This is a genomic window from Methylobacterium crusticola (genome assembly GCF_003574465.1).
Taxonomy (GTDB): Bacteria; Pseudomonadota; Alphaproteobacteria; order Rhizobiales; family Beijerinckiaceae; genus Methylobacterium; species Methylobacterium crusticola.
The window spans coordinates 1-15,928 of record NZ_QOWC01000198.1; the positions used below are offsets into that span (position 1 = coordinate 1).

Annotated in this window: 12 protein-coding genes and 1 pseudogene; 5 read left to right on the forward strand and 8 right to left on the reverse strand. The window is 72.2% G+C overall.

What is annotated here, in order from left to right; all coding sequences use genetic code 11:
• Nucleotides 1-303 (forward strand): annotated as a pseudogene (locus tag DT057_RS29625) (DEAD/DEAH box helicase); the annotation flags it as partial.
• 125 nt (nucleotides 304-428) lie between these two features.
• Nucleotides 429-1,493, forward strand: a complete 1,065-nt coding sequence (locus tag DT057_RS29630; RefSeq protein WP_128565653.1) for a GGDEF domain-containing protein — start codon at nucleotides 429-431, stop codon at nucleotides 1,491-1,493.
• Nucleotides 1,494-1,500: 7 nt separating this feature from the next.
• Here DT057_RS29630 and DT057_RS29635 read toward each other — a convergent pair whose 3' ends face one another.
• The 7 genes from DT057_RS29635 to DT057_RS29665 form a co-directional block, all read right to left on the reverse strand.
• The gene (locus DT057_RS29635; protein WP_128565654.1) at nucleotides 1,501-1,881 is read right to left on the reverse strand and encodes a HesB/IscA family protein; all 381 of its coding nucleotides are present in this window, start codon (nucleotides 1,879-1,881) and stop codon (nucleotides 1,501-1,503) included.
• Nucleotides 1,882-2,056: 175 nt separating this feature from the next.
• Nucleotides 2,057-2,434: an SUF system Fe-S cluster assembly protein gene (locus tag DT057_RS29640; RefSeq protein WP_128565655.1), complete on the reverse strand. Its 378-nt coding sequence runs from the start codon at nucleotides 2,432-2,434 to the stop codon at nucleotides 2,057-2,059.
• Between the two features lie 11 nt (nucleotides 2,435-2,445).
• Nucleotides 2,446-3,690 carry a cysteine desulfurase gene (locus tag DT057_RS29645; protein ID WP_128565656.1) on the reverse strand — a complete coding sequence of 415 codons (1,245 nt, stop codon included), beginning with the start codon at nucleotides 3,688-3,690 and terminating at the stop codon, nucleotides 2,446-2,448.
• Nucleotides 3,691-3,742: 52 nt separating this feature from the next.
• Nucleotides 3,743-5,062 (reverse strand): SufB/SufD family protein, encoded by a 1,320-nt coding sequence (locus DT057_RS29650; RefSeq protein ID WP_128565657.1) that lies wholly within the window; start codon nucleotides 5,060-5,062, stop codon nucleotides 3,743-3,745.
• A 2-nt stretch (nucleotides 5,063-5,064) separates the two neighbouring features.
• A complete protein-coding gene (sufC, locus tag DT057_RS29655) occupies nucleotides 5,065-5,817 on the reverse strand; it encodes a Fe-S cluster assembly ATPase SufC (protein ID WP_128565658.1) in 753 nt (250 codons plus the stop codon).
• Nucleotides 5,818-6,041: 224 nt separating this feature from the next.
• The gene (sufB, locus tag DT057_RS29660) at nucleotides 6,042-7,511 is read right to left on the reverse strand and encodes a Fe-S cluster assembly protein SufB (RefSeq protein ID WP_128565659.1); all 1,470 of its coding nucleotides are present in this window, start codon (nucleotides 7,509-7,511) and stop codon (nucleotides 6,042-6,044) included.
• Nucleotides 7,512-7,579: 68 nt separating this feature from the next.
• Nucleotides 7,580-8,752, reverse strand: coding sequence for a cysteine desulfurase family protein (locus DT057_RS29665; RefSeq protein ID WP_128565660.1), 1,173 nt, complete (start codon nucleotides 8,750-8,752; stop codon nucleotides 7,580-7,582).
• 251 nt (nucleotides 8,753-9,003) lie between these two features.
• Here DT057_RS29665 and DT057_RS29670 point away from each other — a divergent pair, with 251 nt between their 5' ends.
• Entirely contained in the window at nucleotides 9,004-9,660 is a 657-nt protein-coding gene (locus tag DT057_RS29670; protein WP_128565661.1) for an alpha/beta hydrolase, read from the forward strand.
• Nucleotides 9,661-9,694: 34 nt separating this feature from the next.
• Here the strand turns inward: DT057_RS29670 and DT057_RS29675 are convergent, their stop codons facing one another.
• Nucleotides 9,695-10,648 carry a polyphosphate kinase 2 family protein gene (locus DT057_RS29675; protein ID WP_128565662.1) on the reverse strand — a complete coding sequence of 318 codons (954 nt, stop codon included), beginning with the start codon at nucleotides 10,646-10,648 and terminating at the stop codon, nucleotides 9,695-9,697.
• 84 nt (nucleotides 10,649-10,732) lie between these two features.
• Between DT057_RS29675 and DT057_RS29680 the strand changes: the two genes are divergently transcribed.
• The gene (locus tag DT057_RS29680) at nucleotides 10,733-11,326 is read left to right on the forward strand and encodes a histidine phosphatase family protein (protein WP_128565663.1); all 594 of its coding nucleotides are present in this window, start codon (nucleotides 10,733-10,735) and stop codon (nucleotides 11,324-11,326) included.
• A gap of 350 nt (nucleotides 11,327-11,676) precedes the next feature.
• Entirely contained in the window at nucleotides 11,677-15,774 is a 4,098-nt protein-coding gene (locus DT057_RS29685; RefSeq protein WP_128565664.1) for a Pls/PosA family non-ribosomal peptide synthetase, read from the forward strand.
• Nucleotides 15,775-15,928 lie beyond the last annotated feature (154 nt).

The window sequence follows — 15,928 nt, forward strand, 5'->3', positions numbered from 1 at the left end:
CGCAGCCGCCGGGGCGTGCGCAGCGAGGAGCCGGCGGCTCCCGTCCCGGTGCCGGCCCCGGCGGCCCGCCGGGCCCCGGAGACGCCGCGGGTGCGCGAGCACCGGGCCGACGAGCGCCCGCCCGCCCCCCGCCGCGAGCACCGGGCCGACGAGCGTGTCCCCTCCCCCCGGCGCGAGGATCGCGGCCGGTCGCGCCAGCGCGAGGACGACGCCGTGCCGGACGCCGAGGTCGGACTCGGCACGCACGTCCCGGCCTTCCTGCTGCGCCCCGTCGTGCTCAAGAAGCGCAAGGACGGCGAGTAGAGCGAAATCTCTCGCGGCCGGCCCGGGCCGGCCGCGCAGTCTTAACGGCTTTTCCACCCCGGCTGCTTACCCAGGAGCGGGTGGGCCGGCGCCACTTCGCGGCGCGCCGGGCAGGGAGAAGCCGGATGAGCGATCTGTCGAGGAGCGAGACAGACCGGAGCTTTCTGTTCGGTCAGCGGGCGATCGAGCTGATGAAGTCGTACGGCTCGTCGGCATCCCCGCGCAGCTACGCCGTCTGGTACACGTACGTTGCGGGGCTTCAGCCTCTGCTCAACGAGGCGGTGAAGCGCGTCACCACGGAACAGGGCGCGCTGAACGACGGCAGCATCGATCAGCTCTACGAGACCTACATCGAGGGGCGCCGGCTCGCCTCGGAGACCGAGCGGGCGAGCGCCAACGTCCTGTCCGAGATCGACCAGATCATGGAGATGCTCGAGGCCGCCCTCGGCTCCACGGCCCGCTACGGCGCCTCCCTGCGGGCCTTCACGCAGGACCTGGCGGCGCCGGCGGTGAACCGCGCCCGGGTGCGCGAGATCGTCTCCTCCCTCGTGGTGACGACCCGGGACGTCTCGGCCAACAACCGGACCCTCGAGGCCCGCATGCGCGAGAGCCGCAACGAGATCGAGGGCCTGCGCGAGTCGCTCGAGGCGGTGCGGGTCGAGTCCCTCACCGATCCGCTCACGGGCATCGGCAACCGCAAGCACTTCGAGGAGATGTTGCGCAAGGTCGTCGACCACGCGGCAGTGCAGGGCCAGCCGGCCTGCCTGATCGTGCTCGACATCGACCACTTCAAGCGCTTCAACGACCTCTACGGCCACCTCACGGGCGACCAGGTCCTGCGCCTCGTCGCCCTGACCATGCGGGAGACGGTCGAGCCGCGCACCACGATCGCGCGCTTCGGCGGCGAGGAGTTCGGCATCATCCTGCCCGACAGCGACCGCGTCGCGGCCCGCGCGGTCGCCGAGAAGGTCCGCGCCAGCGTCATGGGCCGCGAGCTCGTGAAGCGCTCGACGGGCGAGTCCCTCGGCCGCGTCACGGTGTCGATCGGCCTCGCCGCCTACCGCCGCGGCGACACCGCCGTCTCGCTCCTGGAGCGCGCCGACCACTGCATGTTCACGGCCAAGCGCGCCGGCCGCAACCGGGTGGTGGACGACACCGCCCCGGCCGCCGACTTGACCGACGTCGCCTGACGGCGCCTCAGGCGTCCGCCGCCTGGAGGCGCGCCGGGTCCACCGGCGTGATGGCCACGGATTCGCCGCAGCCGCAGGCCGAGGTCTGGTTCGGATTGTTGAACACGAACTGCGAGGACAGCTTCGTGCTCTGGAAGTCCATCTCGGTGCCGAGCAGGAACAGCAGGGCCTTCGGGTCGATGAAGACCCGCACGCCGCGATCCTCGACCACGTCCTCCCCGGCCCGGCGCTCCTCGGCGTACTCCATCGTGTAGCTCATGCCGGCGCAGCCGCCGTTCTTGACGCCGACCCGCAGGCCCGCGATGGGACGCTCGGCGTCCGCCATGATGCCCTTGAGCCGCTCCGCAGCGGCCTCGGTCAGCGACATCACCTTGAAGCTCGGTGCCATGAAACCTGCTCTCCGACGGCCGGGTTCAAGGCCCGGGCGGTTGAGGGTGATCCTACATCGCTTAAGATAAGCATCCGCCGGCCCCCGGTCCACCCGCGGCCGCGCGGCGCTTGGCCGGGGTCCCCGGGCGAAGGCCTCGCGGGCCTCTGGCCGGCGGGCTCGGGGCGCGCAGGCGTCACCACATGTCGAGGGCAATGCGGGCCTCGTCCGACATCCGGCTCTGGTCCCAGGGCGGATCGAACACCATCGTGACCGAGCAGCCGGTGACGCCCGGCACCGCCGCGACGGCGTTCTCGACCCAGCCGGGCATCTCGCCGGCCACCGGGCAGCCGGGCGCCGTCAGGGTCATGTCGATCGCCACGGCGCGGTCGTCCGCGATGTCGACCCGGTAGATCAGGCCGAGCTCGTAGATGTCGGCCGGGATCTCCGGGTCGTAGACGGACTTGAGCGCCGCCACGATGTCGTCGGTGAGCCGGTCGAGCTCCTCGGGCGGGATGGTCGAGGCGCTCACCTGAGGGGTGTTCGCGCCGCTCGCGGTGGTGGTGTCGGTCATTCGGGCAATCCTCAGGCGAACATCCGCTCGGCCCGCGTCAGGGCCGAGACGAGGGCGTCGATCTCGGCCTCGGTGTTATACAGGCCGAACGAGGCGCGACAGGTCGAGGTGGTGCCGAAGCGGGTGAGCAGCGGCATGGCGCAGTGGGTGCCGGCCCGCACCGCCACGCCCTGGCGGTCGATCACCGTGGCGACGTCGTGGGCGTGGGCCCCCTTCATCTCGAAGGAGACGACGGCGCCCTTCTGCCGCGCCCGGCCGATGATGCGCACGCTGTTCATGGCCCCGAGCCGCTCGTGCGCGTAGGCGGTGAGCGCCGCCTCGTGCGCGGCGATCCGCTCGCGGCCGAGCCCCATCATGAACTCGAGGGCGGCCCCCAGGCCCACCGCCTCGACGATGGCCGGCGTGCCCGCCTCGAAGCGGTGCGGCGGCGCGTTGTAGGTGATGCGGTCCTCGGCGACCGTCTCGATCATCTCGCCGCCGCCCTGGTAGGGCGGCAGCCGCTCGAGCCACTCCTTCTTGCCGTAGAGCACGCCGATCCCGGTCGGGCCGTAGACCTTGTGGCCGGTGAAGACGAAGAAGTCGCAGTCGAGGGCCTGCACGTCGATCGGCTGGTGCACGGCGCTCTGGGCGCCGTCGAGCAGCACCGGCACGCCGTGGGCGTGGGCAATGCGGACGATCTCGGCCGCCGGCGTCACGGTGCCGAGCACGTTCGACATGTGGCTGATGGCCACCATGCGGGTGCGCGGCGTGAACAGCCTCTCGAACTCCTCGACCAGGAAGTTGCCGTCGTCGTCCACGGGCGCCCACTTGATCACGGCGCCCCGGCGCTCGCGCAGGAAGTGCCAGGGCACGATGTTGGAGTGGTGCTCCATGATCGACAGGATGATCTCGTCCCCCTCCCCGATCAGGCCGGCCCAGCCCATGCAGGTCGCCACGAGGTTGTAGGCCTCGGTGGCGTTGCGGGTGAAGACGATCTCGTCGGTGGAGCGGGCGTTGAGGAACTGGCGCGTCGTCTCGCGCGCGCCCTCGAACCCATCCGTCGCGGCGTTGGCCATGAAGTGCAGGCCGCGATGCACGTTGGCGTAGGCCGTCTCCATCGAGCCCGACATGGCGTCGATGACCGCGCGCGGCTTCTGCGCCGAGGCGGCGTTGTCGAGGTAGACCAGCGGCTTGCCGTAGACCTGCTGCGACAGGATCGGGAACTCCGCCCGGATCGCCGCGACGTCGTAGGGGGTCTGCAGGACGGGTGCGTTCATCTCTCGCTCTCTCTCGGGTCGCGGCAGGCCCCGGTCGGGGCCGGCCGGGCCATCAGCCGCGCCGGGCGAGCCAGGCCTCGATCTCGCCGATCAGCGCCGCGCGGGCGCCCGCGTGCGACACCGCCTCGATCGCCTCGCCGAGGAAGGCCTGGACCAGCAGGCTCTCGGCCTCCGGCCGCGGCAGGCCGCGCGCCATCAGGTAGAACAGCAGGTCCTCGTCGGGCGCGCCGCAGGTGGCGCCGTGGCCGCAGACCACGTCGTCGGCGAAGATCTCCAGCTCCGGCTTGTTCATCATCTGCCCCTCGTCGGTGAGGAGGAGGCAGTCGGACTTCATCTTGCCGTCGGTCTTCTGGGCGAGCTGCTGCACGATGATCTTGCCCTGGAACACGCCGGTGGCGTCGCCGTCGATCACGGTCTTGAACTGCTCGCGGCTGACCCCGCCGACCGCGGCGTGGTCGGCGAGCAGGGTCGAGTCCGCGAGCTGCCCGTCCCGCAGCATCGTGGCGCCGTTCACCGTCGCGGTGGCGTTCTCGCCCGCGAAGTGCAGGTAGAGCTGGTGGCGCGACAGCACCGCCCCGAGCACGAGGTTGACGGTCTCGATGTGGGCCCCGGCCCCGAGCCGCGCCGAGACGGTGGAGAGCGCGACGGCCGCGTCCCCTTCCGCGTTGAGGCGGCTGTGCAGGAAGCGGCCGCCCTCCGCCACGACGACGTCGAGGGCGTCGTTCGGCTGGTAGGCCACCCCGTCGGGACCCTCGTGGGTCTCGAGCACCGTCACCTCGGCGCCCGCCTCCACCACGACGAGCACCCGGGTCGCGGTCGAGAACGCCTCGCGGCCCGTGCCGACGAAGCGCAGGTGGAGCGGCCGCTCCACCTTGGCGCCGGCCGCGACCCGGATCACCGCGCCGTCCGCCATGAAGGCGGCGTTGAGCTGGTAGATCGGGTTCTCGCGGCTCTGCGCCACGGGCGCCAGGTGGGCGAGGAGCGGGTCGCCATTCGTCAGCGCCGCCGACAGGGGCACGACCGCGACGCCCGCCGGCAGCCCGGCGAGGTCCGAGGCGCCTCCCACGAGGTGGCCGTTGACGAAGCTGATGCGCGCCGCGTCGAGGCCCGCGAAGCCCCGGGCCGCCGCGACCGCCTCCCGGGCGGCCGCGTCGGCGGGGGCCTCGGCCGGCGGCGCGGCCTCGCGCAGGGCGGCGCGCAGGTCGGTGTACTTGAAGGCCTCGACCCGGCGGTGAGGCAGGCCCATCGCCTCGAAGTAGCGGAACGCCTCCTCGCGGGCGATGGCCGCCCCCGGGAGCTTCAGGCGCCGGACCTCGAACAGCTTCGAGAGGCCGGTCTCGGCCGCGGTGCGCAGGGGGGTGACGTCGGCCATGGTCAGGCGGCCTCGTTGGTGCGGTACTCGGCGTAGCCGGACGCCTCGAGCTCGAGGGCGAGCTCCTTGCCGCCGGACTTCACCACCCGGCCCTGCGCCATCACGTGCACGGTATCGGGCACGATGTGGTTGAGGAGCCGCTGGTAGTGCGTGATGACGAGGAAGCTGCGGTTCTTCGCCCGCAGGGCGTTGACGCCCTCCGAGACGATCCGCAGGGCGTCGATGTCGAGGCCGGAATCGGTCTCGTCGAGGACGCAGAAGCGCGGCTGGAGCAGCGCCATCTGGAGGATCTCCATGCGCTTCTTCTCGCCGCCGGAGAAGCCGACGTTGAGGGCGCGCTTGAGCATGTCCTTGTTGATCTCGAGGGTGTCGGCGGCCGCGTTCACCCGGCGGATGAAGTCCGGCGTGGTCAGCTCGTCCTCGCCGCGGGACTTGCGCTGCGCGTTCAGCGCCGCCTTCAGGAACGTCATCGTGCCGACGCCCGGGATCTCGAGCGGGTACTGGAAGGCCAGGAAGATGCCGGCGGCGGCGCGGGCGTCCGGCTCCATCTCCAGGATGTTCTCGCCGTCGAGCCTGATCTCGCCGTCGAGGACCTCGTAATCCTCCTTGCCGGCGATGACGTAGGAGAGCGTCGACTTGCCGGAGCCGTTCGGCCCCATGATGGCCGCGACCTCGCCGTCGTTCACCGTGAGGCTGAGGCCGTTGAGGATGCGCTTGTCCTCGATCTGGACGACGAGGTTGTTGATCTCGAGCATGGTTCAAGTCCTGGCTGGGCGCCCGGCCTGCCGGCTGAGGCAGCTTGCATCCGCGCGTCCTGCGGAAGATGTGGTTTCTGGTGCGCCCCGAGAGCCGCCGGAGCGGCGAGCCGGGCTCGCCGCCACGCGGGTCCGGCCCGGGGCGCGTCTGGTCGATCGGACCGGGCCTCGGGCCCGGTCGCGTGGAGGCTCGCCGGCGGCCGCGCCGCCCGGCTCGCCCGCCGTCACCCCACCGAGCCCTCGAGGCTGATCGAGATCAGCTTCTGGGCCTCGACGGCGAACTCCATCGGCAATTGCTGCAGCACGTCGCGCACGAAGCCGTTGACGATGAGCGCCGTCGCCTCCTCCTCCGTGAGGCCGCGGCTCTGGCAGTAGAACATCTGGTCCTCGGAGATCTTCGAGGTGGTGGCCTCGTGCTCGAACACCGCGGACGCGTTCTTCGACTCGATGTAGGGCACCGTGTGCGCCCCGCACTGGTCACCGATCAGCAGGGAGTCGCAATTGGTGAAGTTGCGGGCACCCTTGGCCTTCTTGTGGGCCGAGACCAGGCCGCGATAGGTGTTCTGCGAGCGGCCGGCCGAGATGCCCTTCGAGATGATCCGGCTCGTCGTGTTCTTGCCGAGGTGGATCATCTTGGTGCCGGAATCGACCTGCTGCATGCCGTTCGACACCGCGATCGAGTAGAACTCGCCCCGCGAGTTGTCGCCGCGCAGGATGCAGGACGGGTACTTCCAGGTGATGGCCGAGCCGGTCTCGACCTGCGTCCACGAGATCTTCGAGTTCGCGCCGCGGCAATCGCCGCGCTTGGTCACGAAGTTGTAGATGCCGCCGCGGCCCTCGTTGTCGCCCGGGTACCAGTTCTGCACCGTCGAGTACTTGATCTCGGCGTCGTCGAGCGCCACCAGTTCGACCACCGCGGCGTGGAGCTGGTTGTCGTCGCGCTTGGGAGCCGTGCAGCCCTCCAGGTACGAGACGTACGAGCCCTTGTCGGCGATGATCAGCGTGCGCTCGAACTGGCCGGTGTCGCGCTCGTTGATGCGGAAGTAGGTCGACAGCTCCATCGGGCAGCGGACGCCCGGCGGGATGTAGACGAACGAGCCGTCGGAGAACACGGCCGAGTTCAGGGTGGCAAAGAAGTTGTCCGTGACCGGCACGACCGAGCCGAGGTACTTGCGCACCAGCTCGGGATGCTCGCGCAGAGCCTCCGAGATCGGCATGAAGATGACGCCGGCCTTGGCGAGCTCGGCCTTGAAGGTGGTGGCGACGGAGACCGAGTCGAACACGGCGTCGACCGCGACGCGGTTCTGCGGCGCGATGCCCTCCAGGAGCTCGACCTCGCGCAGCGGGATGCCGAGCTTCTCGTAGGTCTTCAGGATCTCGGGGTCGATCTCGTCGAGCGACGCCGCCGCGTTCCGCTTCGGCGCGGCGTAGTAGTAGAGCTGGTCGTAGTCGATCCGGTCGTACGACACCCGCGCCCAGTTCGGCTCCTTCATGGTCTGCCAGCGGCGATAGGCATCGAGACGCCACTCCAGCATCCAGGCCGGCTCATCCTTCTTGGCCGAGATGAAGCGGATCACGTCCTCGGAGATGCCCCGCTCGGACTTCTCCATCTCGATCGTGGTCTCGAACCCGTACTTGTACTGATCGACATCGATGGCGCGAACGCGATCGACCGTCTCCTGCACTGCAGGCATTCAGGTCTCCTACCGCTGACGGCTTCAAGGGCCGCGAGGTGATGACACGGCCGGTGCGAGGTGCGCAGTCACGCCGCCCTCTCCCGACGCTTATATAGGGAGGAAACCAGCCGTTCGAAGGCCGCGAGGAACCGTTCCCCGTCCGCCCGGCTGGTGTTCCACCCCAAACTCACGCGCAGCGCGCCGTCCGCGACCTCGGCGGGAACCCCCATGGCCGCCAGGACCTGGGAGCGTGCCACCTTGCCGGACGCGCAGGCCGCGCCCGACGAGACCGCGACCCCGTCGAGGTCGAGGGCGATCAGCGCGGTGGCGGCCCGCAGGCCCGGGACCGCGAACGCGAGGGTGTTGGGCAGGCGCTCCGCCCCCTCCCCGAAGATCACGGCCTCCGGCGCGAGCGCGCGGATCCCGGCCGCGACCGCGTCGCGCAGGGCCCCGAGGCGCTCGCTCTCCCGGGACAGCGCCGTGCGGGCGAGCTCGGCCGCGCGGCCGAATCCGACGATCCCCGGCACGTTCTCGGTGCCGCCGCGCAGGCGGCGCTCCTGCCCGCCGCCCCGCACGAGGGCGGCCTCCAGGGTCGCGCCCTCCCCGAGCACGACCGCGCCGACGCCCTTGGGAGCGCCGAGCTTGTGGCCCGACAGCGTCAGCGCGTCGAGGCCTGGGGCCGCGCCGTCGACCGGGATCCGCCCCGCCGCCTGCACGGCGTCGCTGTGCAGCAGCGCCGCGCCGTGCCGGCGCGCCAGGTCGGCGACCCGCGCCAGGGGCTGGACCACCCCGGTCTCGTTGTTGGCGGCCTGGAGCGAGACCAGCACCGGCGTGCCGGCGAGGGCCGCGAGCCGGGCCTCGAGCCAGTCGAGGCGCGCCGTGCCGTGCCGGTCGACCGGGATCACCTCGGCGGCGCCGGGCGAAAATCCGTGGCCGGTGAGGCCGCAGGGATGCTCCGTCGCGCCGATCATGAGGCGCGCCGGGGCGGGCGCCCCGTGGCGCCGCAGGGCACCCGACAGGACCGCGTTCGCGCCCTCCGTGCCGCCGCTCGTGAACACCACCCGCGCCGGCGCCGCGCCGACGAGGGCCGCGACCTGCGCCCGCGCGGCCTCGATCGCGGCCCGGGCCGCGCGCCCCTCCCGGTGGATCGACGATGGGTTGCCCGGCAGGTCCGCAAGCGCGCGCGCCACCGCCTCCGCCACCTCGGGCCGCACGGGCGAGGTCGCGTTGTGGTCCAGGTAGGTGCGCGTGCGCTCCATGCGCTGAATTCCTTTGCCTTTCCCCCTGGGTGCCGTGCTAAGGCGCGCCCCGACACACGCTTTCCGTACGGTGCAAGGGGCCGGCGCGGCCCGAGACGACCTCACCCGATCAGTTTAGAACGGTTCTAGTCGCCTGGAATTGTTCTAAGGGTGCTTGTAGGGGAGACCGTTCGCGAGTCAAGGCTCGTGCCCGCCTCGACCTCCCGCTCGCGCCGCCGCAAGCCCGCGCCAGAAGCTCGAGAGGATCGTTCATGCCCGAGGTCATCTTCGCCGGTCCGGCCGGTCGGCTGGAGGGTCGCTACCAGGCCCCGAAGCAGAAGGGCGCGCCGATCGCCATCGTGCTGCACCCGCACCCGCAATTCGGCGGCACGATGAACAACCAGATCGTCTACAACTTGTTCTACACGTTCGCGAATCGCGGCTTCGCGGCGCTGCGCTTCAACTTCCGGGGCGTCGGCCGCAGCCAGGGCGCGTTCGACCACGGTGCCGGCGAGCTCTCGGACGCGGCGGCGGCCCTCGACTGGGTCCAGGCGGTGAACCCGGAGGCCCGGGCCTGCTGGATCGCCGGCGTGTCGTTCGGCTCCTGGATCGGCATGCAGCTCCTGATGCGCCGCCCGGAGATCGAGGGCTTCATCTCGATCGCCGCCATGGCCAACCGCTACGATTTCAGCTTCCTGGCGCCCTGCCCGTCCTCGGGCCTGTTCGTGCACGGCTCGGAGGACCGGGTCGCCCCGGCCCGGGAGGTGATGCCGGTGATCGAGAAGGTGAAGACCCAGAAGGGCGTGATCATCGAGCACCAGATCGTCGAGGGGGCGAACCACTTCTTCGACGGCAAGGTCGACGAGCTGACCCAGACGGTGGACACCTACCTCGACAAGCGCCTCGGCAAGCGCAACGAGGCGGCTTAGGGCCGCAGCCCGGCGCTCCGGCGGCGAGCGCCGCTCAGTCCGGCACCGTGATCCCGTCGAGCCCGGCCCGCGGCGCGGGAAAGCGCGGGTCCATCGCCTCGAGGGTGTCGGCGATGAGGCGCGCGACCGCGAGGTTGCGGAACCACTTCCGGTTCGCCGGCACCACGTACCAGGGGGCATGGGGCGTCGAGCAGCGGTTGAGGGCGTCCTCGAACGCGGCCTGGTAGTCGTCCCAGGCCTCGCGCTCGACGAGGTCGGCGGGATCGAACTTCCACTGCTTCTCGGGGTCGGCGAGGCGGCTCTCGAGCCGCGCCTTCTGCTCGGCCCGGGAGATGTGCAGGAAGATCTTCAGCACCGCGGTGCCCGAGCGGGTGAGGAGGTGCTCGAAATCGTTGATGAGCGCGTAGCGGGGCCGCCACACGCTCTCGGGCACGAGGCGCTTCACGCGCACGATCAGCACGTCCTCGTAGTGGCTGCGGTTGAACACCCCGATCATGCCGCGGCCCGGCATGTGCCGGTGGTAGCGCCACAGGAAGTCGTGGTCGAGCTCCTCCTGGGTCGGCGTCTTGAACGACCACACCCGGCAGCCCTGGGGGTTCACGCCCTCGAAGACGCTGCGGATCGTGCCGTCCTTGCCGCCGGTGTCAATGGCCTGGAGCACCACCAGCAGGCTCTGGCGGTGCTCGGCGTAGAGGCGCTCCTGCAACGCCTGGATGCGGGCGCGCTCGCGCGCCAGGGCCTCGACCGCCTCCGCCTTGCCGTCCGGGGAGCCGGGCGCGTCGGGGTCGACGGCGGCGAGGTCGCAGGGCGCGGCCTCGCCGCACACGACCACGCCGGGCGGGGCTGCGGGCAGGCGCGGCGCGTGGGTCTCCACCGCCCCGGGGCTCGCCTCGGCGAAGCCGTCGGCCGCTGCCGCCCATGCGGCGGACGAGGGGCGCGGATGCGGCGCGGGCGAATCCGGCTTGTCTTTCGGGCGCTTCTTCGACATCGGGAGGAGGATGCAGGAGGGAGGGGCGAGGGGCGTGCCAGCGACAACGAGGCCGGAGCGCGGCCGTTCCGGGCGGGCGCCCGCGTGATCCGGGCGCCGATCTACTTCGTGCGCCACGGCGAGACCGCCTGGAACGCCGAGGGGCGCCTGCAGGGCCAGCGCGACACGCCCCTGAACCCGACCGGCGTCGCCCAGGCGGCCGAGGCCGGGCGGCGCCTGCGCGATCTCCTCGGCCCGCGGGCGGGCTCCCTCCCGTTCGTGGCGAGCCCGATGGAGCGCACCCGGCGCACCATGGAGGGCCTGCGCGCCGCCCTCGCCCTCGATCCCGCCGCCTACGCCACCGACGCGCGCCTGAAGGAGATCGGCTTCGGGGCCTGGGAGGGGCTGACCTGGCGGGAGGTGCGGCGCAGCGACCCGGCGCGGGCGAGCGCCCGGGACCGCGACCGCTGGCACTACCGCCCGCCCGGCGAGGGCGCCGAGAGCTACGCCATGGTGGCGGATCGCGTGCGGCCCCTGCTCGAGGCGCTCGACGGGCCGGTCGTGATGGTGGCCCACGGCGGGGTCGCCCGGGCCGTCATGGTGACGCTCGGCATGGCGAGCACCGCCGAGGCCCCGCAAATGGAGATCTTCCAGGGGCGGATCCTGGTGCTCGAGGCCGCCGGACGGCGCTGGGCCTGAGGCGCGTGGCCGCCCCGACGCCGGAGCGGCCGCGCGCGTTCAGCCTTCGTGCATCGGGTATGCGCCAGGATGGCGGGGTCGGGCCGCGTCGCCGGCCGGGCCGGCCCGCCACGAACCGGCCCCGGTCGTGCTCCATGTCCCGTTGCACGGGTCCCAATACCCTGATCCCAAGGCCCCGATCCCAAGGCCCCGATCCCAAGTCCCTGTTTCGAGCCCGCCCCCGACCCCATGTCTCTCAACCCCCCACCCCCTACACCCGTCGTGGCCGGCCGGAGCGCGGCGCCCCGGCCCGGCATGGCGGCCGTCCGGTACCCGAGGAGAGCGGCCCGACCGGGTCAGCGGAGTGAATGATGAGCCAGACCGTCGGGACGCCCCGCCTGCACCGCGATGAGGCCCAGCCGGCGACGACGGCCCCCGCGGCGCCGCCCCCGCCCCCGGCGGCCGCCCTGCGGGGACCGGTGCGGCCCGACCTCCTGCGCGACGAGGTGCTCGCCGAGATCTTCCGGGCGAGCGCCCGGGCCCGGCCCGAGCACCCCGCGCTGATCGATGCGGCGGGCGGCGAGGCGGCCACGTCCCGCCCCCGGATGACCTACGCGGAGGTGGACCGGCGCTCGGACACCCTCGCGGCCGGGCTCGCGTCCCGCGGGATCGGGCCCGGCGACGTCGTCGGGCTGTGGATGGGCCGCTCGCCCGACCTCCTCGTGGCGCAGATCGGCATCACCAAGGCGGGGGCCGCCTGGCTGCCCTTCGACGCCGAGGCGCCGGCCGACCGCGTCGCGGTCTGCCTGGCCGACGCGGCCGCCAAGGCCCTGGTGGTCTCCCCGGCCCTCCGCGACAGGGCGCCGGCCGGCGGCCCCCCGGCGCTCACCCCGGACGCCCTCGCGGCGCAGGCCGGCGACCGGCCGGCGCCGGACCTGCGCGCGGCGGGCCTGACCCCGGCGCACCCGGCCTACCTGATCTACACCTCGGGCTCGACCGGCGTGCCCAAGGGCATCGTCATCAGCCACCGCAACATCTGCCACTTCCTGCGCGCCGCGAACGCGCTCTACGGCCTCGAGCCCGACGACGTCGTGTTCCAGGGCGCCTCCGTCGCCTTCGACCTCTCCATGGAGGAGATCTGGGTCCCCTACCTCGTGGGCGCCACCCTGCTGGTGGCGAGCCCGGCCCAAATGGGCGACGCCGAGGCGCTGCCCGAGATCCTGACCGAGGCCGGCGTCACCGTGCTCGACACGGTGCCGACCCTGCTCGGCCTCATGACCCGCGACGTGCCGGCCCTCCGGCTGATCCTGCTCGGCGGCGAGGCGCTGCCCGAGCCCCTGATCGCGCGCTGGGCCACCCCCGCGCGCAAGCTCTTCAACACCTACGGGCCGACGGAGGCGACCGTGGTCGCCACCGCGGCCGAGATGCGGCCGGGCGACCCCGTCACCATCGGCGGGCCGATCGCGAACTACACCGCCTACATCGCCGACGAGGCGCTGAGCCTCGTCGCCCCCGGGGTGCAGGGCGAATTGCTGATCGGCGGCCCCGGCGTCGCCGCCGGCTACCTGGCGCGGCCGGAGCTGACGGCGGAGAAATTCATCCCCAACCCCTTCGGCGGGGACGGCTCCGACCCGCTGCTCTACCGCTCCGGCGACGCCGTCTCGCTCGACGCGGCGGGGCGCATCGTCTTCCACGGCCGCATCGACGACCAGGTCAAGATCCGCGGCTTCCGGGTCGAGCTCGGCGAGATCGAGGCCCGCATCCGGGCCCAGGGCGGCGTCGCGCAGGCGGCCGTGGTGCTGCGCCAGGACGAGGGCGTCGACCGCCTCGTCGCCTTCGTGGTGCCCGAGCGGGGGGCCGAGATCGAACGGGCGGCCCTGCGCGCCGGCCTCGCCGAGACCATGCCGCCCTACATGATCCCGGGCCATTTCGAGACCGTGGCGGCGCTGCCGATCCTGGCCGCCTCCGGCAAGGTCGACCGCAAGGCCCTGCGCGCCGCCGAACTCGCCGTGGTCGCGCCGTCGGGCGAGCAGGAGGCGCCGCGGGACGAGACCGAGGCGGCGCTCCTCGCCGCCGCCAACCGGGTCTTCGGCAACCAGCCGATCCCGTTCGAGGCCGACTTCTTCGCCGATCTCGGCGGGCACTCGCTCCTCGCCGCGCGCTTCGTCTCGGCGGTGCGCGAGGCGCCGGCGCTCGCCTCGATCACGCTCCAGGACGTCTACAACGGCCGCACCCTGCGGGCCATGGCCGAGGCGCTGATCGCGCGCACGGGCGGGGCCGGGGCCGAGTCCGCGATCCAGGACCTCTCGTTCGCGCCGCCGCCCCTGCTGCGCCGCTTCCTGTGCGGCCTGGCGCAGGCCCTGGTGCTGCCCTTCGTGATCGCCCTCGCCACGGCGCAGTGGCTCGGCATCTTCGTCACCTACCTGCTGATCACCGGCGGCGAGCTCGGCTTCTTCGGCGAGATGGTGGTCCTGCTCCTCGTCTATATCGGGCTCAACGCCGTGACGGCGCTGATCGCCATCGGGGCGAAGTGGGTCATCCTCGGCCGCACCCGCCCGGGCCGCTACCCGCTCTGGGGCGCCTACTACTTCCGCTGGTGGCTGACCCAGCGCCTGACGCCCCTGGTGCACGTCAAGTGGCTCCAGGGCTCCCCGATGATCCGCATCTACCTGCGGCTGCTCGGCGCCAAGGTCGGCGAGGACGCGCTGATCTCCGACATCGAGATCGGCGCCCCGGACCTCGTCAGCATCGGGCGCGGCGCCTCCCTGGGCGGGCGGCTCACCCTCGCCAACGCCGAGGTGGTCGGCAACGAGCTCGTCATCGGGCGGGTCTCCATCGGCGACGACGTCGCCATCGGCACCTCCTGCGTCATCGGCCACGAGACCCGGATCGAGGACCACGCCGAGCTCGCCGACCTCACCACCGTGCCGTCCGGCACCGTGGTGGGGCGCGCCGAGGCCTGGGACGGCTCGCCGGGCCGCAAGGTCGGCGAGGTCGACGTCGCGGAGCCGCACCGGGTCCCGGACTCCTCGCCCCGGCGCCGCGCCGCCTTCTTCGTCACCTACGCCGCCCTGCTGGCCGGCATCCCGGCGGTCGGCCTGCTGCCGATCTTTCCGGCCTTCTACATCTTCGACCAGATCAGCGACTCGCTCGGCGACATCACCGACGTCGACTACCACTACTACCTGCCGCTCCTGACCTGGCCGACCGCCATGCTGATGACCGCCGGCACCGTGATGCTGATCGCCGGCATCCGCTGGCTGGTGCTGCCGCGCCTGCGGGCGGGCCACTACCCGATCGACAGCGGGCTGTACCTGCGCAAGTGGGCGGTGGCGCTCGCCGCCGAGGTCACGCTGGAGACCCTCTCCTCCCTCTTCGCCACCGTCTACATGCGGGCCTGGTACCGGCTGATGGGCGCCGGGATGGGCAAGGGCGCCGAGATCTCCACCAACCTGGCCGGGCGCTACGACCTCTCCGAGGTCGGGCCGCGCAACTTCATCGCCGACGAGGTCGTGTACGGCGAGGAGGAGGTGCGCCACGGCGTGATGTCCCTGAGACCGGTGCGCACCGGTGCCCGCGTCTTCGTGGGCAACGACGCCGTGGTGCCGCCCGGCGCCGTGATCCCGGACGACGTCCTCATCGGCATCAAGTCGAAGCCGCCGGCCAACGACCGCATGGCGCCGGGCGAGACCTGGTTCGGCTCGCCGCCGATCAAGCTGCCGACCCGGCAGCGTGTCGACCTCGGCCAGCAGAAGACCTTCGAGCCCGGCGTCGGACCGCGGGTCGGGCGCGGCGTGTTCGAGGCCTTCACCTCGTCGTTCTCGCCGATGCTGTTCATCACGTTCGCGATCCTGTCGATCGACTTCGTGTTCTACCCGGCCATCCTGGCGGGCGACTGGCTCGGGCTCGCCGTCAGCTTCGTGGCCACGAGCGTGGTCATCGCCCTCCTGCAGACGCTGGTGGTGATCTGCGTGAAGTGGCTGCTGATGGGCGCCTACCAGCCCGGCATGCACCCGATGTGGTCGTGGTGGGCCATGCGCACGGAGGCGGTGGCGGTGATGTACTGGGGGCTGGCCGGCAAGGTGCTGCTGGAGCACCTGATGGGCACCCCGTTCCTGCCCTGGGTCCTGCGCCTCCTCGGCACCCGGACCGGCGAGGGCGTCTGCATGCTCTCGGCCGACATCACCGAGTTCGACTGCGTCTCGATCGGCGACTTCGCCTCCGTCAACCGGATGTCGGCCCTCCAGACCCACCTCTACGAGGACCGGGTGATGAAGGTCGGCCGGGTCGAGATCGGCCGCGGCGTCAGCGTCGGCGCCTTCGCGACCGTCCTGTACGACACGCAGGTCGGCGACTACGCGCAGCTCCGTCCGCTCACCATCGTGATGAAGGGCGAGGCGATCCCGGCGAACTCGCGCTGGGAGGGCGCCCCGGCGGTGCCGGTGGTGCACAAGGCCGCGGCGGAGTAGGCGCGGGGCCGGATCGGCCGCGCGCGGGCGCCGGGGCGGGCCCGGCCCTAGCGCTGGCGCCGGGCCACGCTCACCACGTTCGAATCCCGCTCGGGCTGCTTGTCGGGCTGCTTGGCGGCCGGGCGGACCGGCAGGAGATCCTGGACGGCCTTGA

Excerpts from the sequence above, each read along its gene's own strand:
- DT057_RS29630 (WP_128565653.1), top strand. The coding sequence starts at position 429 with ATGAGCGATCTGTCGAGGAGCGAGACAGACCGGAGCTTTCTGTTCGGT.
- DT057_RS29635 (WP_128565654.1), bottom strand. The coding sequence starts at position 1,881 with ATGGCACCGAGCTTCAAGGTGATGTCGCTGACCGAGGCCGCTGCGGAG.
- DT057_RS29640 (WP_128565655.1), bottom strand. The coding sequence starts at position 2,434 with ATGACCGACACCACCACCGCGAGCGGCGCGAACACCCCTCAGGTGAGC.
- DT057_RS29645 (WP_128565656.1), bottom strand. The coding sequence starts at position 3,690 with ATGAACGCACCCGTCCTGCAGACCCCCTACGACGTCGCGGCGATCCGG.
- DT057_RS29650 (WP_128565657.1), bottom strand. The coding sequence starts at position 5,062 with ATGGCCGACGTCACCCCCCTGCGCACCGCGGCCGAGACCGGCCTCTCG.
- sufC (WP_128565658.1), bottom strand. The coding sequence starts at position 5,817 with ATGCTCGAGATCAACAACCTCGTCGTCCAGATCGAGGACAAGCGCATC.
- sufB (WP_128565659.1), bottom strand. The coding sequence starts at position 7,511 with ATGCCTGCAGTGCAGGAGACGGTCGATCGCGTTCGCGCCATCGATGTC.
- DT057_RS29665 (WP_128565660.1), bottom strand. The coding sequence starts at position 8,752 with ATGGAGCGCACGCGCACCTACCTGGACCACAACGCGACCTCGCCCGTG.
- DT057_RS29670 (WP_128565661.1), top strand. The coding sequence starts at position 9,004 with ATGCCCGAGGTCATCTTCGCCGGTCCGGCCGGTCGGCTGGAGGGTCGC.
- DT057_RS29675 (WP_128565662.1), bottom strand. The coding sequence starts at position 10,648 with ATGTCGAAGAAGCGCCCGAAAGACAAGCCGGATTCGCCCGCGCCGCAT.
- DT057_RS29685 (WP_128565664.1), top strand. The coding sequence starts at position 11,677 with ATGAGCCAGACCGTCGGGACGCCCCGCCTGCACCGCGATGAGGCCCAG.